This window comes from Streptomyces sp. NPDC050504 (assembly GCF_044458065.1).
Classification (GTDB): Bacteria; Actinomycetota; Actinomycetes; order Streptomycetales; family Streptomycetaceae; genus Streptomyces.
The window spans coordinates 196,006-217,890 of sequence record NZ_JBITHO010000008.1 but is presented as its reverse complement, the minus strand read 5'-3'; the positions used below and the strand labels follow the sequence as shown (position 1 = coordinate 217,890).

At 73.4% G+C, this 21,885-nt stretch carries 19 protein-coding genes; 13 read left to right on the top strand and 6 right to left on the bottom strand.

Translation table 11 applies throughout. The annotated features are described in order from the left end of the window. Positions 1 to 56: 56 nt before the first annotated feature. Positions 57 to 899, bottom strand: coding sequence for a class I SAM-dependent methyltransferase (locus ACIBNE_RS29175; protein ID WP_399276706.1), 843 nt, complete (start codon positions 897 to 899; stop codon positions 57 to 59). A gap of 463 nt (positions 900 to 1,362) precedes the next feature. Here ACIBNE_RS29175 and rpsA point away from each other — a divergent pair, with 463 nt between their 5' ends. From rpsA to ACIBNE_RS29155, 4 genes are all read left to right on the top strand, one after another. Next, complete coding sequence (rpsA, locus tag ACIBNE_RS29170) at positions 1,363 to 2,868, top strand: 30S ribosomal protein S1 (protein ID WP_399276704.1); 1,506 nt, start codon at positions 1,363 to 1,365, stop codon at positions 2,866 to 2,868. Between the two features lie 207 nt (positions 2,869 to 3,075). Next, entirely contained in the window at positions 3,076 to 4,014 is a 939-nt protein-coding gene (locus ACIBNE_RS29165; RefSeq protein WP_399276702.1) for a PAC2 family protein, read from the top strand. Positions 4,015 to 4,056: 42 nt separating this feature from the next. Continuing rightward, positions 4,057 to 4,662 carry a dephospho-CoA kinase gene (gene coaE / locus ACIBNE_RS29160; RefSeq protein WP_399276700.1) on the top strand — a complete coding sequence of 202 codons (606 nt, stop codon included), beginning with the start codon at positions 4,057 to 4,059 and terminating at the stop codon, positions 4,660 to 4,662. A gap of 21 nt (positions 4,663 to 4,683) precedes the next feature. Beyond that, entirely contained in the window at positions 4,684 to 5,046 is a 363-nt protein-coding gene (locus ACIBNE_RS29155; RefSeq protein WP_399276698.1) for a tetratricopeptide repeat protein, read from the top strand. 121 nt (positions 5,047 to 5,167) lie between these two features. Here ACIBNE_RS29155 and ACIBNE_RS29150 read toward each other — a convergent pair whose 3' ends face one another. Continuing rightward, positions 5,168 to 5,446, bottom strand: coding sequence for a DUF6343 family protein (locus ACIBNE_RS29150; protein ID WP_399276696.1), 279 nt, complete (start codon positions 5,444 to 5,446; stop codon positions 5,168 to 5,170). Positions 5,447 to 5,594: 148 nt separating this feature from the next. On the opposite strand from ACIBNE_RS29150, the gene ACIBNE_RS29145 reads away from it, so the two are divergent. The 5 genes from ACIBNE_RS29145 (at position 5,595) to ACIBNE_RS29125 (ending at position 10,003) form a co-directional block, all read left to right on the top strand. Beyond that, a complete protein-coding gene (locus ACIBNE_RS29145; RefSeq protein ID WP_399276694.1) occupies positions 5,595 to 6,500 on the top strand; it encodes an acyltransferase domain-containing protein in 906 nt (301 codons plus the stop codon). A gap of 71 nt (positions 6,501 to 6,571) precedes the next feature. Then, positions 6,572 to 7,270 (top strand): class I SAM-dependent methyltransferase, encoded by a 699-nt coding sequence (locus ACIBNE_RS29140; RefSeq protein WP_399276693.1) that lies wholly within the window; start codon positions 6,572 to 6,574, stop codon positions 7,268 to 7,270. A gap of 111 nt (positions 7,271 to 7,381) precedes the next feature. Continuing rightward, positions 7,382 to 7,822, top strand: a complete 441-nt coding sequence (locus ACIBNE_RS29135; RefSeq protein WP_399276691.1) for a DoxX family protein — start codon at positions 7,382 to 7,384, stop codon at positions 7,820 to 7,822. Between the two features lie 207 nt (positions 7,823 to 8,029). Continuing rightward, a complete protein-coding gene (locus ACIBNE_RS29130) occupies positions 8,030 to 9,439 on the top strand; it encodes an alpha/beta hydrolase (RefSeq protein ID WP_399276689.1) in 1,410 nt (469 codons plus the stop codon). A gap of 99 nt (positions 9,440 to 9,538) precedes the next feature. Beyond that, on the top strand, positions 9,539 to 10,003 hold the full coding sequence (locus ACIBNE_RS29125) for a hypothetical protein (RefSeq protein ID WP_399276687.1): 465 nt from the start codon (positions 9,539 to 9,541) through the stop codon (positions 10,001 to 10,003). A gap of 39 nt (positions 10,004 to 10,042) precedes the next feature. Here ACIBNE_RS29125 and ACIBNE_RS29120 read toward each other — a convergent pair whose 3' ends face one another. Continuing rightward, a complete protein-coding gene (locus tag ACIBNE_RS29120) occupies positions 10,043 to 10,396 on the bottom strand; it encodes a hypothetical protein (RefSeq protein WP_399276685.1) in 354 nt (117 codons plus the stop codon). Positions 10,397 to 10,522: 126 nt separating this feature from the next. Between ACIBNE_RS29120 and ACIBNE_RS29115 the strand changes: the two genes are divergently transcribed. Further along, complete coding sequence (locus ACIBNE_RS29115) at positions 10,523 to 12,031, top strand: carboxylesterase/lipase family protein (RefSeq protein ID WP_399276683.1); 1,509 nt, start codon at positions 10,523 to 10,525, stop codon at positions 12,029 to 12,031. 31 nt (positions 12,032 to 12,062) lie between these two features. On the opposite strand, the gene ACIBNE_RS29110 is transcribed toward ACIBNE_RS29115, so the two are convergent. After that, positions 12,063 to 12,308: a DUF2087 domain-containing protein gene (locus ACIBNE_RS29110; protein ID WP_399277163.1), complete on the bottom strand. Its 246-nt coding sequence runs from the start codon at positions 12,306 to 12,308 to the stop codon at positions 12,063 to 12,065. Between the two features lie 250 nt (positions 12,309 to 12,558). On the opposite strand from ACIBNE_RS29110, the gene ACIBNE_RS29105 reads away from it, so the two are divergent. The 3 genes from ACIBNE_RS29105 to ACIBNE_RS29095 all read left to right on the top strand — a co-directional run bounded on the left by ACIBNE_RS29105 (position 12,559) and on the right by ACIBNE_RS29095 (position 19,257). Beyond that, positions 12,559 to 15,681 (top strand): SNF2-related protein, encoded by a 3,123-nt coding sequence (locus tag ACIBNE_RS29105; RefSeq protein ID WP_399276681.1) that lies wholly within the window; start codon positions 12,559 to 12,561, stop codon positions 15,679 to 15,681. Next, positions 15,678 to 16,955 (top strand): SWIM zinc finger family protein, encoded by a 1,278-nt coding sequence (locus ACIBNE_RS29100; protein WP_399276679.1) that lies wholly within the window; start codon positions 15,678 to 15,680, stop codon positions 16,953 to 16,955. The genes ACIBNE_RS29105 and ACIBNE_RS29100 overlap by 4 nt, the downstream gene beginning before the upstream one ends. A 208-nt stretch (positions 16,956 to 17,163) precedes the next feature. Further along, positions 17,164 to 19,257, top strand: a complete 2,094-nt coding sequence (locus ACIBNE_RS29095; RefSeq protein WP_399276677.1) for an NB-ARC domain-containing protein — start codon at positions 17,164 to 17,166, stop codon at positions 19,255 to 19,257. On the opposite strand, the gene ACIBNE_RS29090 is transcribed toward ACIBNE_RS29095, so the two are convergent. Together ACIBNE_RS29090 and ACIBNE_RS29085 are read right to left on the bottom strand one after the other, a co-directional pair. Further along, complete coding sequence (locus tag ACIBNE_RS29090) at positions 19,223 to 20,728, bottom strand: hypothetical protein (RefSeq protein WP_399276675.1); 1,506 nt, start codon at positions 20,726 to 20,728, stop codon at positions 19,223 to 19,225. The genes ACIBNE_RS29095 and ACIBNE_RS29090 overlap by 35 nt on opposite strands. A gap of 407 nt (positions 20,729 to 21,135) precedes the next feature. Beyond that, positions 21,136 to 21,717: a TetR/AcrR family transcriptional regulator gene (locus ACIBNE_RS29085; protein ID WP_399276674.1), complete on the bottom strand. Its 582-nt coding sequence runs from the start codon at positions 21,715 to 21,717 to the stop codon at positions 21,136 to 21,138. Positions 21,718 to 21,885: the final 168 nt, after the last annotated feature.

Here is a 21,885-nt window from a genome sequence, read left to right as displayed (position 1 = left end):
CTTCACTCCCGTACGCGGCACAGTTCTCGGTCCCGTCCCAGTCCCGTACGGTCGGATCAGTCCCGTACGCAGACGAAGATCGCCGTCCCCGGGATCAGGTTCCCGCGCAACGGGGACCAGCCGCCCCACTCCTGGCTGTTCCACGCGGGCCACTCCGGCTCGACCAGGTCCACCAGCCGGAAGCCGCCCGCGACCACGTCCCGCACCCGGTCGCCGACCGTCCTGTGGTGCTCCACGTACAGGGCCCTGCCCTCCTCGTCCTGCTCGACGTAGGGCGTGCGGTCGAAGTACGAGGCGGCCACGCTCAGCCCCTCGGGGCCCGGCTCGTCCGGGAACGCCCAGCGGATGGGGTGGGTGACCGAGAAGACCCAGCGCCCGCCGGGCCGCAGCACGCGGCGCACCTCGCGGAACACCCGCACCGGATCGGCGACGAACGGCACCGCGCCGTACGCCGAGCACGCCAGGTCGAAGGAGCCGTCGGCGAAGGGCAGGGCGCCCGCGTCGGCCTCCACGAGCGGCACGTCGCCCTCGCCGATCCGCAGGGCGTGCTGCAGCTGGCGGTGCGAGAGGTCCAGCGCCACCGGCCTGGCGCCCCGCGCGGCCAGCCAGCGGGAGCACTGCGCGGCGCCCGCGCCGATCTCCAGCACGTCGAGCCCCGCCACCTCGCCCAGGAGTCCCGCGTCCGCCTCGTCGAGGCCCTCGGGGCCCCAGACGAAGCGGTCGTCCCCGAGGAAGGCGCCGTGCTCGCTCTGGTACTCGTCCGCGTTGCTGTCCCACCAGCCCCTGCTGGCCCGGCTGCTCTCCGCGTCGCCCGCGTCGCGCCGCGTGGCCTCCGTGTCCGCGTCGGCGCCCGCCAGGGTCCCTGCCGCGTCTTCGGCCCCATTGATGTCTTGGCTCATCGTGCCCATCGTTGTAGTTTGCGGGAAGCCGCGGTTCCGCGGGGCGGTCGGGGTCCTCCCGGGGTGTCCGCGGGTTCTTCGGGGGCTGCCGGCGGGCCGTCCGCGGATTTTTCGAGGGCCGTCCGGGGCGTGCCCGCGGAGCGCTTCCGGGTCCATCGTGGCCTCGTAGAACACGAGTTGTGCCGGGTATGGGGCGTTCCGCCCCCGGTGTGCACCTTCGCGCATTGACCCTGTCCGGCTGCCCCCGTATGCTAAAGGTTGCGCTGCGAGCCTGCGCGCCTCAGACGTAGCAGGACGCGCTCGCATCTGTGTATGTCCCCTCGGTTGTCGAGGCGCCACCGGCAGTGTTGCAGAACACCGCCCGGGTAGGCGCTTCCCAGGCTGTCCGGTTTCTCAGAGGCGATAACGGGTTCATGGCGCGGCAGTACCTACGACTTCAATGTCCGCCGGAGCCCTTTCCCACATGACGAGCAGCACCGAGACCACCGCCACCACTCCGCAGGTTGCGGTCAACGACATCGGTGACGAGGAAGCTTTCCTCGCCGCAATCGACGAGACGATCAAGTACTTCAACGACGGTGACATCGTCGATGGCGTGATCGTCAAGGTTGACCGGGACGAGGTTCTCCTCGACATCGGTTACAAGACCGAAGGTGTCATCCCGAGCCGCGAGCTCTCGATCAAGCACGACGTCGACCCGAACGAGGTCGTCAAGGTCGGCGACGAGATCGAGGCCCTGGTTCTCCAGAAGGAGGACAAGGAAGGCCGCCTGATCCTCTCGAAGAAGCGCGCTCAGTACGAGCGTGCCTGGGGCACCATCGAGAAGATCAAGGAAGAGGACGGCATCGTCACCGGCACCGTCATCGAGGTCGTCAAGGGTGGTCTCATCCTCGACATCGGCCTCCGTGGCTTCCTGCCGGCGTCCCTCGTCGAGATGCGCCGCGTCCGCGACCTCCAGCCCTACGTGGGCAAGGAGCTCGAGGCGAAGATCATCGAGCTGGACAAGAACCGCAACAACGTGGTCCTGTCCCGCCGTGCCTGGCTGGAGCAGACCCAGTCCGAGGTCCGCCAGACCTTCCTCACGACCCTCCAGAAGGGTCAGGTCCGCTCCGGCGTCGTGTCCTCGATCGTCAACTTCGGTGCCTTCGTGGACCTGGGTGGCGTCGACGGTCTCGTGCACGTCTCCGAGCTCTCCTGGAAGCACATCGACCACCCCTCCGAGGTTGTCGAGGTCGGCCAGGAAGTCACCGTCGAGGTCCTCGACGTCGACATGGACCGCGAGCGCGTCTCCCTGTCGCTCAAGGCGACGCAGGAAGACCCGTGGCAGCAGTTCGCCCGTACGCACCAGATCGGTCAGGTCGTCCCGGGTAAGGTCACGAAGCTCGTTCCGTTCGGTGCGTTCGTCCGCGTGGACGAGGGCATCGAGGGTCTGGTCCACATCTCCGAGCTGGCCGAGCGCCACGTGGAGATCCCGGAGCAGGTCGTCCAGGTCAACGACGAGATCTTCGTCAAGGTCATCGACATCGACCTCGAGCGCCGTCGCATCAGCCTCTCGCTGAAGCAGGCCAACGAGTCCTTCGGTGCCGACCCGGCCTCGGTCGAGTTCGACCCGACCCTGTACGGCATGGCCGCGTCCTACGACGACCAGGGCAACTACATCTACCCCGAGGGCTTCGACCCCGAGACCAACGACTGGCTCGAGGGCTACGAGACCCAGCGCGAGGCCTGGGAGACCCAGTACGCCGAGGCGCAGCAGCGCTTCGAGCAGCACCAGGCTCAGGTCATCAAGTCCCGCGAGGCCGACGAGGCCGCCGCTGCCGAGGGTGCTGCCGCCCCGGCCGCCGGCGCCCCGGCTGCCGCCACGGGCGGTGGCTCGTACTCCTCGGAGTCCGCGGACAACTCCGGCGCCCTGGCGTCGGACGAGGCCCTGGCTGCCCTGCGCGAGAAGCTGGCGGGCGGCCAGAGCTGAAGCTCTGACCGGCGTTAGCCAGTAGTAGTACGTAGTCGGGTAAGGCCCGCTCCCCCTGGGGAGCGGGCCTTACCTGTTGTCCGCGGCAGCGCCCCGTGTTGCCGCGGTGTGACGGCGGTGCTTCAGCCGCGAGTGACCGGCGCGAGCGGGAATGCCCGGCCCCCAACTGCGCGTTCTTCCCTGTGAACACGAGGAGGAGCGGTAATCGTGCTTGATCCGCAGGGTTTGTACGAATGGGAGCCGAAGGGGCTCGCGGTCGTCGACATGGCGCTCGCGCAGGAGTCCGCCGGCCTGGTCATGCTCTACCACTTCGACGGATACATCGACGCGGGCGAAACCGGCGAGCAGATCGTCGGCGGCCTGCTGGACGCGCTGCCCCACCAGGTGGTCGCCAGGTTCGACCACGACCGGCTCGTGGACTACCGCGCGCGCCGCCCCCTGCTGACGTTCCGGCGCGACCGCTGGGCGGGGTACGAGACCCCGACGATCGACGTGCGCCTCGTCCAGGACGCCACGGGCGCGCCGTTCCTGCTCCTCTCGGGACCCGAGCCGGACGTGGAGTGGGAGAGGTTCGCCGCGGCCGTACGACAGATCGTGGAGCGGCTCGGAGTGCGCCTGGCCGTCAACTTCCACGGCATCCCCATGGGCGTGCCGCACACCCGCCCCGTGGGCCTCACCCCGCACGGCAACCGCACCGACCTGATGCCGGGCCACAAGAGCCCCTTCGACGAGGCCCAGGTGCCGGGCAGCGCCGAATCGCTCGTGGAGTACCGCCTCATGGAGGCCGGTCACGACGTGCTGGGCGTCGCCACGCACGTCCCGCACTACGTCGCCCGCTCCGCCTACCCCGACGCCGCCCTGACCGCCCTGGAGGCGATCACCGCGGCGACCGGCCTGGTCCTGCCGACCGTCGCGCACAGCCTGCGCAGCGCCGCGCACCGCACCCAGACGGAGATCGAGCGCCAGATCGGCGAGGGCGACGAGGAACTGGTCGCCCTGGTCCAGGGACTTGAACACCAGTACGACGCGATGGCGGGAGCCGAGAGCCGCGGCAACCTCGTCGCGGAACCGGTCGACCTGCCCTCCGCCGACGAACTGGGCCGCGAGTTCGAACGGTTCCTCGCCGAACGCGAGGGAGATGCCTAGGGGCCAGTGGTGCTCCGCCGGACAGGCCCTAAGCTTCCGCTCATGCTGAGAGTGGGTCTGACCGGCGGAATCGGTGCCGGCAAGAGCGAAGTGTCACGGCTCCTCGCCTCGTACGGCGCGGTGCTCATCGACGCCGACAAGATCGCGCGTGAGGTCGTCGAGCCGGGTACTCCCGGGCTCGCGGCCGTGGTGGCCGCGTTCGGGGAGGACGTGCTCACCCCGGAGGGGACGCTCGACCGGCCCCGGCTGGGTTCGATCGTCTTCGCCGACCCCGAGCGCCTGGCGGTGCTCAACGGGATCGTGCACCCGCTGGTCAGGGACCGCTCAGCCGAACTGGAGGCGGCGGCGGGCGAAGGCTCCGTGGTGGTCCAGGACGTGCCGCTGCTCACCGAGAACGGCCTCGCGCCGCTCTACGACCTGGTGCTCGTCGTGGACGCGTCCCCCGAGACCCAGCTGGACCGGCTCGTCCGGCTCAGGGGCATGGAGCCGGACGAGGCGCGGGCGCGGATGGCGGCGCAGGCCGACCGGGCGCAGCGGCTCGCCGTGGCCGATCTGGTGATCGACAACGACGGACCGCTCGAAGCGCTCGAACCACAGGTCCGCAAGGTCTGGGAGGAGCTGCGCGCGCGGCTCGGCCAGCAGAGCTGAACGACAGGAAGGGACGGGACCGTGCCCGAGTACACGCCGGAAACGCACGTCATCGACTACCGGGCGGCCGAGCGGCTGCTGGACGCCCGCGACCCGCAGGGCGCGGTCAAACTGCTCGACTCGGTCATCGCCGCGCACCCGGAGAACACCGCGGCCCGGCTGCTGCGCGCCCGCGCCTTCTTCGCCTCGGCGCAACTGCGCCCGGCCGAGCTGGAGTTCGAGCTGGTCCTGGAGCGCGAGCCGGACAACGCCTTCGCGCACTTCGCGCTGGCCCGCACCTTCGAGCGGCGCGGTCAGCCGGAGCAGGCGAAGCGCCACTTCCGGCTGGCGGCGGCGCTCGACCCGAAGCCGGAGTACCTGGCGGCGGCGCGCTTCGAGCAGTGAGCCGCGTCCCCGGAGCGGTGATCGGTGAGCGGCTGGCGGCGGGCGGCGCGCTTGGCGCGGTGGACCTTGAGCGGCGCGCTTCGGGCGGTGGGCGTGGCGCGGCCGGCCGAGGGGCGTGCCGTCAGCCGGGCCTTTGGGGCGGGCGCCCGTCCGGGGGTTCGTACGGGGGCACGTCCCGGCGCGGCTGGTAGTGCGGGCCCTGTCGGATGTGCCGCACGACCAGCAGCAGGTCCGTCGCGACCAGTAGCGCCAGCGCCCCGCACGCCAGTGCCCATCCCGTGCCCCCGGCCAGGGCGAAGACCACGACGCCGCACACGCTCCACGCCAGGCCCCACACGCTCAGCCACAACCGCAGGCGCAGGGCACTGCGCGCGGTCACCGGTTCACTTCCCGTACGCATGGCGAACCATCTCCTACTGAAGGGATACCCGTTCGACGGGCCCGTCCCTCACCTCTCCCTCACTCGTCCCCCGTCCGTCCCCCCCCGCTCGTTCCCGTCCGTCCCCCGCCCGTTCCTCACCCGATGCGAACGTGATACGAGTGGGGTCATGCTGGACGCACTGCGCATGGCGGAACTGCCGGAAGCGCTGCTGGACCTCGCGGTCCCGCACGAGGACGTCAACGAACTGCTCGCCCTGAGACCCGCGCTGCTGCGCGACCCCGCCCTCGTACGGACCCTGGAAGGCGCCGTGCGGGAGCTGGTGCGGGACGTGGGGGAAGTGTCCGAGAAGGGGTCGGGGCCCGAGCTGGGGGAGTGGCCCGAGCCCTTCGGTCGCTGCCTGCCGGTGTTCCTGTACGCCGCCGCCCTGCCGTACGCCCGCGCCTACCACCAGGAGCGCGACATCCCGGACGGGATCTCCCGGCGCACCCTCGCGGACCTCGGGCGCAACATGGCGGTGCACCGCAGGAAGCACGGCACGGGCGGGCTGATCGCGGCGGACTGGCCCAGGCTCCACTTCCGGGGCGAGCTCTACCAGTTGGGGCGGCTGCAGTTCCAGCGGGCCAGGCTCGGCGGGCGCATGGGCCGGGCGGTCGCCGACGCGGGGACGGGGCTCGGGCCCGGCGACCCCTGCCTGGAGCTGCACATACCCGACTTCAGCGGGCCGCTCTCGCCCGCCGAGTGCGGCCGTTCGCTGGAGCTCGCGCGGGAGTTCTTCGCGCGGTACTTCCCCGAGGAGACGTACCGCGTCGCGGTGTGCAGTTCCTGGCTGCTCGATCCGCAGCTGCGCACCTACCTCCCCGAAGGCTCCAACATCCTGTCGTTCCAGGACCGGTTCCGCTCCGGGTACCCGCAGGGCGAGCCCGCCGACACCGAGCCCGTGCACTTCGTCTTCGGCGACCGCGACCTCGCGCCCGCCGAACTGTCCAGGCGCACCGCGGTGGAGCGGGCGATCGCCGACCACCTGCTCGCGGGACGCCACTGGTACGGCGGGAACGGCTGGTTCGAGTGGTGAAACGGCAGGCGGGAAGCGGGAGTTGACCTCACTGCGGGAACCGGTGTCCGGAGCCCGGCGTTGAGTGGGGCATGAGCGGACAGATGCGTACGGGACACAAGGGAACGGGACCCGGGGCCATTGCTCCGGACGGCTGTGCCGTCGAACTGTGGGCGCGGATGGTGGCGAACGACGAGCCGGACGTCGTCCAGGGCGCGGTGCCCGCCGGTTCCTCGATCCTCGAACTGGGCAGCGGCGCGGGGCGGGTGACGCATCCGCTGGTCGAGCGGGGCTTCGCCGTGACGGCCGTCGACGAGTCGCCCGAGATGCTGGAGCGGATCAGCGGGGCGCGCACGGTGCGCAGCACCATCGAGGGACTGGACCTCGGCGACGAGAAGTTCGACGTGGTGCTGCTGGCGTCGTTCCTGGTGCACATCGCCGACGAGAAGGTGCGGGACGGCCTGCTGCGGACCTGCCGGCGGTACGTCAGGGACGGCGGCCAGGTGCTGATCCAGCGCGAGGACGAGGGGCGGCACGACGGCCTCCCGAGGGAGCGGCGGCACCCGGCGGGCTACACCGTGCGGGTCGTGTCGTCCGAGCCGGTCGGGGACGGCGTGCGTTCCGTGCACGTCGAGGTCCGGTTCGACGACGCGACGTGGACGCAGACCTTCCTGTCGCGCCCGATGACCAAGGAGCGGTTCGAGGCGCACCTGGACGCGGCGGGCCTCGCGGTCGACGAGTACCTGACGGACGACGGGATCTGGGTGCGCGCGGTGCCCAAGGTGCCCTGACGGCCGTCGTCGCGCGTCCGGATCTTCGTTGCTCCGGGAGCGATGAGTTTCGCGGACGGGTGCGGTCTACCTCTTTGAAAGCACGAGGAACACCCTTCTGAGGAGCACGAGATGACCGCGCCCACCGCTTCCGCCGCAGCCCTCCCCACCGCCGTCGGCGCCCCCTCCCGCCGCACCCACCTCGCCGTGCGCGGACTCCAGGTCCTGCTGGCGCTGTTCTTCGCCGTCCCCAGCGCCTCCCCGAAGCTGGTCGGGCACTCGTCGGCGGTCGAGTCCTTCGACCGGATCGGCTGGGGCGACTGGCTGATGTACGCGGTCGGCGGCGTGGAACTGGCGGGCGCCGTGGCCCTGCTGGTCCCGGCGCTCGCGGGGGCGGCGGCCATCGGCCTCATAGCGCTGATGGCGGGTGCCTTCGTGATGCAGCTGACGGTCCTCGACCCGCCGCTCGCGGTGACCCCGCTGGTCTTCGCGGTGCTGCTCGCGGTCGTCGCGCGGGTGCGGCGCCGGGAGACGGCGGAGCTGATCGCGCGGGTGCGGGGCCGCGCGGCCTGAGGCGGGGGAACGGCACCGTGGCGTCGTACGGCGGGGAGCGGGCTTCAGGGGGCGTCGTACGGGCGGGGCGCGGACCCGCCACACGGAGCACGCGCGCGGCACCGTACGGACGCTCCTTCCCCCTCCCGTACGCAGCCTCCGGCGGTACGGACGGTTCCGCCCCGACCATGGGAGCGACCCGCACCACCGACTCTTCCGGGGGAGTTCATGAAACGCCTCACCCGCGCCTGTGCGGCGGTGGCCGCAGCGCTCACCGTGGCCTCCTGCGTCACGTCCGCCCCCGGTGCGTCGGGCGCCGACGGCCCGCCGGGATCCGGAGCGCCGCGCACCGCCGGACGGCCCGCACTCACCGACCCCCGCCCCTGCCCCGGACAGTCCGGCGCGACCTGCTCCGACCTGACCGTCCCGCTGGACCGTACGGGAGAGCTGCGCGGCACCCTGAAGCTCCGGGTCGCGACGGTCGGTGACGCCGACGCCCCGCGCGGCACCCTGCTCTTCCTGACCGGCGGCCCCGGACAGCCGGGCGTCCCGTTCGTCGGCACCGTCCGCAAGCGCCTGGCCAAGGCCCTTGCCGCGTACCGCCTGGTGATGATCGACCAGCGCGGCACCGGCGGTACGGCCGTCGACTGTCCGCGCCTCCAGAAGGAGGTAGGCAGCAGCGACACCGTCCCGCCCAGCGCCGAAGCGGTGCGCGAGTGCGCCGACGGGCTCGGCGACCTGAGGGGCCGTTACACCACGGCCGACACCGTCGCCGACCTGGAGGACCTGCGGGCCGCCCTGGGGGTGCGGCAGTGGGGCGCGGTCGACGGGGTCTCGTACGGCACCTACACCGCGGGCCAGTACGCACGCAGCCACCCGGACCGTACGAAGCGGCTGATCCTCGACTCGGTGGTGCCGCTGGACGGGGCGGGCGCGCTCTACGAGGAGTCGCTGGGCCGGGCGGGCCCGGTGCTGCGCACCGCCTGCGCCGAACAGTCCTGCGGCTACGACCCGGCGGCCGACGCGGCCGATGTGGTGCGGCGGGACGGAAACGGCACGGGACTGTTCAACCTGCTGGTCGTCGCCAGCATCATCGACCCCCGGCTGACCAACGGGGAGTTGGGCATCCTCCCCGCCCTCCACGCATCGGCGCAGGGGGACCCCGGGCGCCTCGACGGACTGATCGCACAGTTCGGCGGTTCCGACGGGGCCTCGCCCGCCGAGTTCAGCTCGGGCCTGCACGCGGCGACCCTGTGCGCGGACACCTCCTGGCCGTGGGGGGACTCGGCCGCACCGCCCGACGGCAGGGCGGAGGCGCTGCGCAGGGCGGTGAACGCCATCGAACCGCGTACGGTCTGGCCCTTCCAGCGCGAGACCGCGGGCGCACAGGGGCTGCCGCGGACCTGTCTGCCGTGGCCCGTGACCCGCCCGAACAGGGCGGCGCCCGCCAGGCCCCTCACCATGCCCGTACTGCTGCTCGCGGGAGACCGAGACCTGTCCACCCCGCTCGCCTGGGCCGAAGCCGTCGCCCGCCGCACACCGAGCGCCCGACTGGTCGTCCTGAAGGGCGCGGGACACTCCACGCAGAGCAGGTCCGTCGCGGGAGCGAGGGAGGCCGAGAAGTTCCTGCTGAAGTAGCGGGCGGCAGCGGATACCGTGGGTCTGGAGCCAACCGGTGCGCGCGCAACTGGTCGTACGCAACCGGACGTACGCGAACGGAACGGTGAAGGGGGCCCGATGGACGGCGAGTTGGTGGCGCTGGCGTCGACAGGCGGAGCGGCGCTCGTGCAGCACATGGTGTCCGAGGGCTGGGCGCAGGCCAGGGGGCTGATCGCCCGGTTCATCGCGCGCACCAGCGGGGCGGACGAGGAGGCGGTCGAGGCCGAGCTGGAGGCGTCCAGGGAGGACCTGACCGCTGCTCGGGCCACCGGGAACGAGCAGACGGCCGAGCTGATCTCGTCCGAGGTGCGGACCGAGTGGGGCAAGCGGATGCGCAACGCGCTGATCGCCAACCCGGCGGCCGCGGCCGACCTCCGCGCCATTCTGGACGAACTGGACCCGCGGTCCCGCGCGCAGCAGATCGTGTACAACAACACGGTCAACGGGGGGACGCACGCCTCGGTGATCCAGGTGGGCCGGGTGGGGACGCTGAACCAGGGCGGTGCCGCGCCCCCCGCGCCGCGAGGACCCGAGGGGCCGTGACGCGGGCGCCCGGGGCACGGCGGTGCGGTGGCCCCGGGCTCAGTGAACCGTCGTGAAGCTGCGCCACGGGAGGCTGCGCGGCGCGATGACGTTGCTGGCCGCCGAGGCCACGTACGTCGTGTCGCCTCCCGTGCAGTCGGCGGTGCGGTACAGCACGATGTCGACGAGCGTGCGGTTCTCGATCTCCTTCGCACCGGCCGGGGCGAGCCGGTGACAGCCCTTGACCGAAGGGCTGGTGACCGTGACGTGGTGGTCCTCGCCGGTCTTGTACGAGAGCGTCCCCACCATGGTGCGGTCGAGCCCGGAACAGCCCGCGACGGTGACGGCCAGGAGCGCGGCTCCGGTGGCGACGGCGAGCTTCCGGCGCCGGCTCCGGTGCTGGGTGACGGTCATGGGCGATCGTCCTTGTCTCGCTGCGTGGGGAAACGTACTGGTCGATGACACCTTGCCGGGTCCCGTACGGCACGGCATCCGGTGCGCGGCCAGTCAGGCGAAACGGTCGGACGGAAGGAGCACGTGGTGGCGGGTGTCGAGGTGGCGGGCGTCCATGGACGTCCGGTGTGCACGACCCGGCACGGCAAGGTCGAAGGGCGGGTCTCGGCGGACGGTACGGCGTCGTTCCTGGGCATCCCCTACGCCGCACCTCCGTACGGAGGGCTGCGGTTTTGCCCGCCCGTCGCGCCGGAGGGATGGGCGGGAGTGAAAGAGGCGGTGCGGTTCGGCCCGACGGCCCCCAAGTCCCCGTACGAACCGCCGCTGGACGCGCTCATCCCGGAGGAGAACCGGGACGGCGAGGACTGTCTGAACCTCAACGTCTGGACCCCGTCGCCCGGCCCCGGCGCGCGGCTGCCCGTGATGGTGTGGCTGCACGGCGGCGGTTTCGCCAACGGCTCGGGCGGCGCCTGCGCGTACGACGGCAGTGCCTTCGCCCGGGACGGCGTGGTCTTCGTGAGCGTCAACTACCGGCTGGGCGCGGACGGGTTCCTGCACCTGGAAGGGGTGCCGGACAACCGCGGGCTGCTGGACCAGATCGCCGCACTGGAGTGGGTGCGGGACAACATCGCGCGGTTCGGCGGGGACCCGGACAGGGTGACCGTCTTCGGGGAGTCCGCGGGCGCCATGGGCATCGGCGTCCTGCTCACCGTGGAGCGGGCGCGCGGCCTCTTCCACCGGGCGGTCCTCCAGAGCGGCGCCTGCCACCACTGGCTGCGCCCCGCATCGGCCCGGCTGGTCACCGCGCACCTCGCCCGAAAGCTGGGCGTCGAGCCGACGGCCGACGCCTTCGCCGCCGTACCGATGGCCGCGCTGCTGCGCGCACAGGGCGAACTGAGGGCCGAGATCGGCCGCCGACCCGAGCGCGAACTGTGGGGCGAGGTCGCGGTCAACGTGATGCCGTTCGAACCGGTGACCGGCGACGACGGGCTGCCGATGCCGGGCCCCGACTGCGGGGTGGACATCCTGGTCGGCAGCAACCGCGAGGAGTACCGCCTCTTCCTCGTGCCCGTCGGCCGCATCGACGCACTGTCCGGACGGAAACTGCGCGCCATGGCCGCCGCGTACGGGCTCGACCCGCAGAAGGGGCCCGACACCTACCGCGAGGCGCGGCCCGGTGCCTCGGACGGCGAGATCCTGGACGCGCTCGCGACGGACTGGTTCTACCGGATCCCGGCGATCCGACTGGCCGAGGCGGTACCGGGGACACGGGTGTACGAGTTCGCCTGGCGCTCCCCGAGGTTCGAGGGGCGCCTGGGCGCCTGCCACGGCGCGGAACTGGGCTTCGTCTTCGACCGGGTCGACGACCCCGCGTACGTCCCGGTGATCGGCGACGCGGCGCCCCGGGACGTGGCGGACGCGATGCACGGCGCGTGGGTGGCGTTCGCGAGGACCGGCGACCCGGGCTGGGAGCCGTACGACACGGGGACGCGGGCGACCAGGGTGTTCGGCGGCGGTGACGGCGGCGCCGAGGACGGCACGGTGGCGCACGACCCGAGGAGCCGGGAACGGCTGCTGTGGGAGGGCGTGCGCTGAGCGCGGGACGCTGCCGACGGTCCTGGGTGCGTCAGGCGGCCGCGCGCTGGTAGCTGCCGCCGTCCCTGGTGCGGGCCAGCTGGCCGCCCGTGATCAGGTAGCGGCGGAGCGCGGCGCAGTCCTCGTGGACGGTGAGCAGCGCCTCGTTCACCTCGCGCTCGGTGTAGGCGCGGCCCGGTTCGAAGAGCGTGCTGGCGAGGTGGCCGAGCAACTGCTCGCGGCGGGCCGTCTTGCGCGGGATGGCCGTGAGGCGGCCGTCGCGGAAGAGGGCGGCCACGGAGCGCGCGGTGGCGGCGGGGGCTTCGGGGGCGGCGTGCGCCGCTGAGCTGAGGACGTCGTCGGTCACGCCGGGAGCGTCGCGCACCGGCGGCGGCATGAGCAACGCATTTTTGCGCTGACCGCTCTGACCTGCGAGAACGATGAGGTGCGGGCCGTTGTCAGACCCCCGGCCTAGACTCGCCGAGTCGAGTTGATCACGGCTGTCGGCCCGGAACGGGCCCCGTGCGGGAAGGGAGGGTTGGCGCGCGATGTCGGAATCGGATGCCGGCCGGGCCGCACCGGCCTCGCTGACCCGCTGCGCCGCGGTCTTCCTGCCCGCCGCGCTGCCCCGGGAGGGGCGGGTCGCCTTCTGGTCCCCGGACGGCCTCGCGCCGACCGGTGGGACCTCTGAACTGACGGTCGTGCGCGCGCACGGCGCCGCGGGCGTCAGAAGGCGCACCGTGCCCGCCGTACTGCTGCCCCTGACCGAGGCCGTCCCCCTGCTGGTCCGCGCCCGGCACGACCCCGCCGCTCATCCGGCCGCCCGCTGCTGGGGCGCGGCGACGCTGCACGCGCTGCACCTGATCGCGCGCGGTCGGCTGCTGCCGGGCCTGACCGACGACGACCACGACGCGTGGCGGGCCGGGCCCCGCGACGCGGAGGACGCGGCGCACCTGAGGGCGATCGCGGCCGCGCTGCCCCCTGAGGGGTACGCGGTACCGGTCGGCCCCGCAGCACGCCGGACACCCGGCGTCGAGCCGGGCTCTGCGTCCGGCCTCGCGTCCGGCTCCGCGTCCGGCCGTGCGGGCTCCGCGCTCCGGCTGCCCGACCCGGAGGCGCTGGTGAGCGCGTACGTCGACGCGGTCGCCGACTCCCGGCCGCGTACGCCCGCCGCGGCCTTCGCCGTGGGCGCGCCGTTCGCGGCCCGTGAGGCGCAGCGCCTGCCGGGCGCGCGCGAGTGGGCGATCGAGGTCGCGGCGGGCGCGGACGCGGGCGTGGGGGTGTCGCTGCGCCTGGACCTGTCGGCGTTCACGCTCTTCGACGCGGCGGACGACCCCGGGGCGCGGCACGCGGCGGCGGCCGTCGTCCAGGTGCACAGCCTCGCCGACCCCACGTACGTCATCGACGCGGCCGCGCTGTGGCAGGGCGGGGGCGGCGAACAGTTCGGCCCGCGCGCCCAGATCGACGCGGTGCTCGCCCTGCGCAGGGCCGCCCGGGTCTGGCCGCCCCTGGAACGCCTGCTGGGCCAGCCGGTCCCCGACGTCCTCGCCGTCACCGAGGACGAGCTGTACGAACTGCTGGGCGACGCGGCTCCGCGCCTCGCGGCGGCGGGCGTCGCGGTGCACTGGCCGAAGGAACTGGCCCGCTCGCTGACGGCGACGGCCGTGGTCCGCCCGGCCCCCGGATCGGCCACGGACGGCACGCCCTTCTTCGACGCCGAACGGCTGTTCGCCTTCAACTGGCAGCTGTCGCTGGGCGGCGAACCGCTGACGGACGGAGAGATGGACGCACTGGCGGAGGCGCATCGCCCCGTGGTGCGGCTGCGCGACCAGTGGGTGGTGGTCGACCCGGCTCTCGTGCGCAAGGCGCGCAAACGAGAGTTGGGGCTGCTCCAGCCGGTCGACGCGCTGGCGGCCGCGCTCGGCGGAACCGCGGACGTCGAGGGCGCGAGCGTGCCGGTCGTCCCGGTGGGGGCGCTCGCCGACCTCAGGGAGCGGCTGACGGGGGAGGCCGCCGCGCTCGCCCAGCCGCCCGCCCTCGCGGCCACCCTCAGGGACTACCAACTCCGCGGCCTGGCCTGGCTGGACCGCATGACGTCGCTCGGCCTCGGCGGCTGTCTCGCCGACGACATGGGCCTGGGCAAGACGATCACGGTCATCGCCCTGCACCTGCACCGCGACCACCCCGCGCCCACGCTGGTCGTCTGCCCGGCTTCGCTGCTCGGCAACTGGCACCGGGAGATCACCCGGTTCGCCCCGGGCGTCCCGGTGACCCGCTTCCACGGCCCGGACCGCGCGCTGCCGGGGGCCGACGGAGGGCCCGGAAGCACGGGCGCGGGCACGGGTGCGGGGCCGGGCGGCAAGGCGCAGGGCGTCACGGAACTCGTTCTCCCAGGCCTCGACCTCCCGGGGCCCGGCTCCACCGAACCTGGTTCCGTCGGCCCCGGCTCCACCGACCCGGGCTCCGTCGGCCCCCGCTCCGTCGGTACGGGCTCCACGGGCGATACGGGCTCCACGGGCCCCGGTCCCGTCGCGGGGCGGGCCGGCTTCGTCCTCACCACCTACGGCACGATGCGCACCAGCGCCGCCGAACTGGCCGCCCACCCCTGGGGCCTGGTGATCGCGGACGAGGCGCAGCACGTCAAGAACCCGAACGCGACCACGGCCAAGGCGCTCCGCACGATCCCGTCCCCCGCGCGCGTGGCGCTGACCGGCACTCCGGTGGAGAACAACCTCTCCGAGCTCTGGGCCCTCCTCGACTGGACCACCCCCGGCCTCCTCGGCCCGCTCAAGTCGTTCCGCGCGCTGCACGCCCGCGCGGTGGAGAACGGCGCGGAGGACGAGGGCGACGAGGCGGTGGCGCGGCTCGCGCGCCTGGTCCGCCCGTTCCTGCTGCGCCGCAAGAAGTCGGACCCCGGCATCGCGCCCGAGCTGCCGCCCAAGACGGAGACCGACCACCCGGTGCTGCTCACCCGCGAGCAGGTCACGCTCTACGAGGCGGCGGTGCGCGAGACGATGACGCAGATCGAGGCCGCCGAGGGCATCGCGCGCCGCGGCCTGATCATGAAGCTGCTCGGAGCGCTCAAACAGATCTGCAACCACCCCGCGCAGTACCTCAAGGAGCAGCCCACCCGGCTGCACGGCCGCTCCGGCAAGCTGGCCCTGCTGGACGAGCTGCTGGACACGATCATCGCCGAGGGCGACTCCGTCCTGATCTTCACCCAGTACGTGACGATGGCCAGGCTGCTCTCGGCGCACCTCACCGCGCGCGCCGTCCCCTCCCAACTCCTGCACGGCGGCACGCCCGTCGCCGAGCGCGAGCGCATGGTGGACCGCTTCCAGTCGGGCGACGTCCCCGTCTTCCTCCTGTCGCTCAAGGCCGCGGGCACCGGTCTGAACCTCACCAGGGCGTCCCACGTCATCCATTACGACCGCTGGTGGAACCCGGCGGTCGAGGAGCAGGCCACGGACCGTGCGTACCGCATCGGACAGACCCAGCCGGTCCAGGTCCACCGGCTGATCGCCGAGGGCACCGTGGAGGACCGCATCGCCGAGATGATCGCGGCCAAGCGGGCCCTGGCCGAGGCGGTGCTCGGCTCGGGCGAGGCCGCCCTGACCGAGCTGACCGACCGTGAACTGGCGGACCTGGTGACGCTGCGGAGGCCGACGTGACGCGGTACGTGGACGACCGCCGACGCACTTTCGAGAGCGCGCCGCAGGGACCGGAGACCTGGTGGGGCACCGCCTGGAGGGCCGCGCTCGAAGCGCTCTCGCTCGACCCGCGGCGGCTCGCCAGGGGCAGTGCCTACGCCGACGAGGGCAACGTCGCGGCGATCACGGTCACGCCCGGCCGGGTCATCGCCTATGTGCACGGCAGCCGCCCCCGCCCGTACCGCACGGAGATCCGCCTGCGCACCCTCTCCGACGAACAGTGGGAGACCTTCCTCGACGACGCGGCCGCCCACCCCGCACAGCTGGCCGCCCTCCTCGACAAGGACATGCCGCAGGCCCTGGCGGACACGGCGGAGGTCCCGCTGCTGCCAGGCCCCGGCGACCTGCTGCCCCACTGCACCTGCCCGGACCAAGGGCGCCCCTGCAAACACACGGCGGCCCTCTGCTACCGCACCGCCCGGCTGCTGGACGCCGATCCCTTCGTCCTGCTCCTGATGCGGGGCAGGGGCGAGCGCGAGATCCTCGACGAACTCTCCCGCCGCAACGCCTCGCTGGCCGCCCGCGAGCGCCCGGACGCGCCCGCGATGCCCACGGTCCTGGCGCGCGAGGCACTGGCGGTACGCACTCTGCCGCCCCTGCCGCCACCGCTCCCGCTCCCCCCGCACCCGGGCCAGCCACCGGCGTACCCGACACCGGCGGCGCCCGCTGGCGGTCGGCACCCCGGCGGCGCGGCCTCCGGCGGCGCGATGCCCGATCCGCTCTCGCTGGACCAGTTGGCCATGGACGCGGCGGCCGCCGCCCACGCCTTCCTGGCCACCGGCGAGGACCCGACCGCAGGCCTCACGGTCTGGCAGGACGCGGTCCGGCTGGCCGCCGCCCGCCCCACGGCGGGCCTGACGGCCACCACCCGCGGGCTCTACCGCGAGCTGGCGTTCGCCACCCGTCGTACCCCCACCGACCTGGCCCGCGCGGTCGCCGCCTGGCGGCAGGGCGGGCGCGAGGGGCTCGCGGTGCTGGAGGAGCCGTGGGACCCGCCCGCGGGCCCCTTCGACCGGGCCCGCCCTGCCCTGGCCGCAGCGGGTCACCAGAACTTCCGCCCCTGGCGCAACCGTTACACGGGAGGCAGCCACCAGCTCAGACTCGGCCGCGACGCGCGCTGGTACGGCTACGAGTCGGACGCGGACGAGACGACCGGGGGAACCGAAGAGTGGTGGCCCAGGGGAGTGCCCGACGCGGACCCGGTGGCCGTGCTGAGGGCCCTGCGGGACGGCTGACCCGAACGGTCCCGGACCTTCCCCGGGAACCTTCTCCGGGAACCTCTCCCGGAACCGTTCCAGGTCCCCGCCCGGCCTTTTCCCTTGCCGCGCCCGGCTCTTCGGCGCCTGACGAGCCCAACTTCCCCCGGTAGCCTGCTCCTCGGCAGTGCGGACGGACCGACCGGACAGGCCGGACGGACCGACCGAGAGGGACGGGGGCGCGGAGTTGGGCGGCAGGAACGACCTCGGCGGCACGGTCAACGGCCCGGCCGTCCAGGCCCAGAGCATCGGCGCGCTGACCATCAACCACGCGCCGCCCGGGGCACAGGCCACGGCCGTGCCCTTCGCCGTCCCCGGCTGGCCGCCCCCGCGCCTGCTGCCCGCCCCCACCCGCCACTTCACCGACCGTACGACCGAACGGGCGAGACTTTCGGCGCTCGCCGCGGAGTCGCCGGACGCCCCGAACGTCCTGGTCATCTCGGGACCCGGCGGCATCGGCAAGTCGGCGATGGCCGCGCACGCGGCCGCAGCCCTGGCAGCCGACTACGACGACGCCCAACTCCACGCCGACCTGCGGGGCGACGCCGCCGCCACCGCGCTCACCCCCTCCGTCGTACTGACGCGATTCCTGCGCGCCCTCGGAGTGGCCCCGCAGTGGATCCCGTCGGACGAGGAGGAACAGTCGAGCCTGTTCCGCAGCCTCACGGCGGGCCGCCGCGTCCTCACCGTCCTCGACAACGCGCACTCCGTGGGTCAGGTGCTCCCGCTGATTCCCACGGCGCCCGGTTCCCTCACCCTGGTCACCAGCCGTCACAGACTCTCCCGGCTGATCAACGAGCGCGGCGCGCACCACATCGAACTCGGCCCGCTCGACCCGCCCGACGCCGAGCGGTTGCTCGCCCGGATCGCACGGGGCCGCGACATGGCGGGCGCGGGCGCGGTGGCGCGCCGCTGTGCGGGACAGCCGCTGGCGCTGTGCCTGGCAGCCGAACGGGTGGCCGTGCGCGAGCACCTGACCTGGAAGAGGCTGGAGCGGGAGTTGACCGCGGACCGCGCATCCGACGCCGGCTCCCCGCAGAACGCCGTCGCCGACACCTCGTACGCCGATCTCGCCCCCGACGCGGCCCGTCTCTACCGGCTCCTGGCGCTGCGCCCCTGGCCCACGGCGACCCCGGCGAGTGCCGCCGCGCTCACCGGTCTGCCGGAGCGCGACGCAACCCGCCTCCTCGAAGACCTCGCCGAGATCCACCTCGTCGAGGAGGTCGCCCACGGCCGCTACCGCTTCCACGACCTGATCAGGGCACACGCCGAGCAGCGCGCCCTGCACGAGGAGGGCCCGGCGCGCTCGGCTGCGGCGGTGCGCCGACTGCTGCGCTGGTACGCGGGAGCGGCAGCGGCGGCCGACGCCTGCGTGATGCCGGGCCGCTGGCACATCGGCCCGGCCTACGAGCGGCTCGGCCCACCCGCGTACGACACCCCGGCCGAGGCCCTGGAGTGGCTGCTCGCGGAGCGCGAGAACCTCACGGAGGCGGTGCGGGCCGCGGCCGACTACGGCGACGACGACCTCACCTGGCAGCTCTGCGAGACCCTCTGGTCCGTCCATCTGCGCTGCGGTTTCCACCAGGACTGGATCGCCACGCACCGGCTCGGCGTCGAAGCGGCGGAGAACTGCCCCGACGCGCCCATGGCGCTCGGCCGCATGCACGCCCAACTGGGCTTCGCCCACCTAGGGCTCGGCAGGCTCGACGAGGCCGAGGCCGCGTTCGGGGCGGCGGCCGACGCGGATCGCGCGGCCGGGCACTCCCGGGGCGAGGCCACGGCGGTGGAGTCGCTGGGCCTGCTCAGGCTGAGGCAGCGGCGGTACGCGGAGGCGGCCGACTGCTTCCGGCGCGCCCGTTCCCTCACGGACGACCCGCGCGCGACCGCCCTGCTCGAACACCATCTGGGCCGCGCGCTGTCGGGGCAGGAGGAGTACGGCGATGCGGTCGTCCAACTGGAGCGGGCCCGTGATCTGTTGAGGAGGCTTGAGGTCCCCGACCCGTACAACGAGGCCCGTGTCCTGACCAGTCTCGGTGAGACCGCCCTCGCGGCGGGCGACGCGCGGCGTGCGGAGCAGTGGCTGGCCGAGGCCGCGGAGCGGATGGCGCGGGAGAAGGCGACCGTGCAGCAGGCGGCCGTGGCCGAGCTGCGGGCCGAGGCCGCAGATACCCCGGCGGAGCGGCGCCGACACCTCCAAGAGGCGCTGCGGTTCCACGAGGCGACGGGGGCTCCGGGAGCGGCTCGGGTCAGGGAGCGTCTGGTCGGGCTTCCGGAGGGATGACCGCGACGTCCACGTGGTGAACGGTACGGCCGGTCCGTACGCGCAGCAGCCCGCCGAGCTCTTCGAGGGTCTTGCCGCTCGACAGCCAGGCGTACAGGGCGGAAGCGTAGGCGCCGGGATCGCACGGATCGTCGAACCCGCCGTTCGATCCGACCTCGGTCGAGCCAGCGGGTTCCGAACCGGCGGGCCGTGCGGCCAGTTCGACCGCCGTTCCGTCCCGCAGCGTCGCGACGGCACGCGTTTCGGAGCCGAGGACGCATGCCGACAGAGCGGCGTTCGGGCACCGCCGCAGCACCTCGTGCGCCCGCGCGCGGGCCGCCCGCGCTCCCTCGCCCTCGACCCCGTGCAGCAGCACCACATCGGCCAGCGCGAGCCGCCCCTCGTCCCGGCACTTCTCGGGTACGGCGGTGTGGGCGTCGTCGGCCTCGGGAAGGGCGGGCTCGTGCAGCGGGTCCGCGTACCTGGTCACCTCGACCTCGCCGGGCCCCAGGACGGACGTGAGGACCCGCAGCGGCACCTCGACCGCCCGGTCGAACCCCCGCACGTCGTCGAGCCGCTCAAGCGCTGCGGGCCGGGCGGGCTCGGGCGCGCCGCTGATCCCGTGGAACACGCGCCGCAGCAGGCCGGCGGACTCCAGGGGAGCGGACGTGGTCTGGGCCCCGACCCCGTCGTACCGCCCCGGGGCGTACCCCTTGATGGTCCGCTCGATCTGCCGCCGCAGGGGCCGCCCCAAGCGCAGCCGGGGCGCGATCCGCCCCAGCTCGGCCACGGGGGACGCCGGGTCGAGCTCCCCTTCGGGGAAGGCGCCCAGCAGTACGGGCCTGCCCAGCGCGGCGGCGTAGAACGTGACGGAACCGTGGTCGCCGATGACGAGGTCGGCGGCGATGAGCGCCTGCCGCCAGCCGTCGAGCGGCGGCACGAGCACGACCCCGGACCTACGGGCCCGGTCGAGCCACCGCCGCACCTGGCCCGGTCCGTGCCCGTACCAGATGTTGGGGTGCAGGACGGCGCAGATCCGGTACTCGTCGACGGGCAGGGTCCCCGTCAGTTCCTCCAGCAGCCAGGGCAGTTCCGCGCTGCCGAACAGCGAGTGCGGTCCCCAGGTCGAGTTGAGCACGACGAGCCGTCGGCCGTCCTCGACGCCGAACCCGCGCCGGAAGCCGGCACGGCGCCCTTGCGCCGCGAGCATCCGGTCGAAACAGGGGTCACCGGCGAGTACGGCGGTTCCGGCGGCCTCGGGGCATGCGGCGCGGAGCCGTTCGAACTGCTCGGGGTGGGAGAGCACGGTCGCGGTGGCGAGGGGCTCGCCGTCATGCAACAGCCACTCGGGCCCGAGGCCGAAGACGGGGCGGGATTCCGGTCCGGGGCGTCCCGGCGCTTCCGCCTTCTCGCCGACCCGGTGTCCGGTGTCCGGTGTCCGGTGTCCGGTGTCCGGTGTCCGGTGTCCGGTGTCCGGTGTCCGGTGAGGCAAGCCTCTTATTGTATCCAACGCCGTGCGAAAGGACGGCCAACCTCCCCTGGAACGCCTCCAGTTCACCGCCGTAGCTGGCGCTCACCACCAGGTCGAAGTCCAGCTCCTTGGCCTGCTCCCAGGGCAGTACGGGCAGCTCGACCCGGGCGAACAGCTCGTCCACCCCGGCCAGGAACGGCGACGACCCGGTGCACGTGGCCAGGCACTGCGTTCCCAGTTGGTCGTCGAAGAGCGGCAGTACGTCCAGCAGGCGCGTCGCCGAGGTCACGTTGTGCGCGACGAACAGCACGGTTTGGCCCTCGCCCCGGGTCCTCCACCGTCCGGCGTCCGGTCCCACCGGCACCCGCAGCTACTCGCCACCCACGGTCCACCCCCTCGCCGCGCCACCCTAACCCCGCGGTGGCCTTCTACGGCGCCGAAGCGGCTCCGGGCAGCACCGCGTCGACGACCGTCGCGGAGAAGCCCGGCGGGACCGGTTCGCCGCGCAGCAGGACGCGCACCCAGACGGCGCCCGCGATCAGGTCCACGACCAGCTTGGGATCGGTGCCGGGCCGCAGCTCGCCCCGGGCCGCCGCGCGGCTGAAGACCGGCTGCTCGCGGGCCAGGCGGTCGGCGAAGAAGTCGCGGGTGAGGGGGTCCAGTTCCGCGTCGCCGGACGCGAGCAGCGCGCGGGCGACGGGCCCGGTGCGGGGCGCGGTGACGAGGGTGGCGATCCGGTCGGTGAGGGCGATCAGGTCGCCGCGCAGCGTGCCGGTGTCGGGGACGTCGATGTCGAGCACGCGCGCGTGGAGGAGCGCCGCGCGCAGGAGGGCCGGTTTGGAGGGGTACCAGCGGTAGATCGTCGTCTTGTTCACGCCGGACTGCTCGGCGACCGCTTCGATGGTCAGCCGCGCGTAGCCGCGGTCCGCCAGGAGCCGGAGCGTCGCGTCGAAGATCGCCTCGGCCGCTCGGGGGCCTTTGCCGGGGCGGCGCTGGGGGGTGGCGGGCATGGGCGGGCTCCGGGAGGGCGTGAGGCGGGTGCGGGGTGGGTGCGGGGCGGGCGGTTCGACGCGACGCGACGTTGCGTTGTGTTGCGTTTGTGGATTGTGGCACAGGGGGAGGGCGGGCTAAGGTCCAGAAATACAACGCAACGTTGCGTTGCATTATAGGGCTGTCGG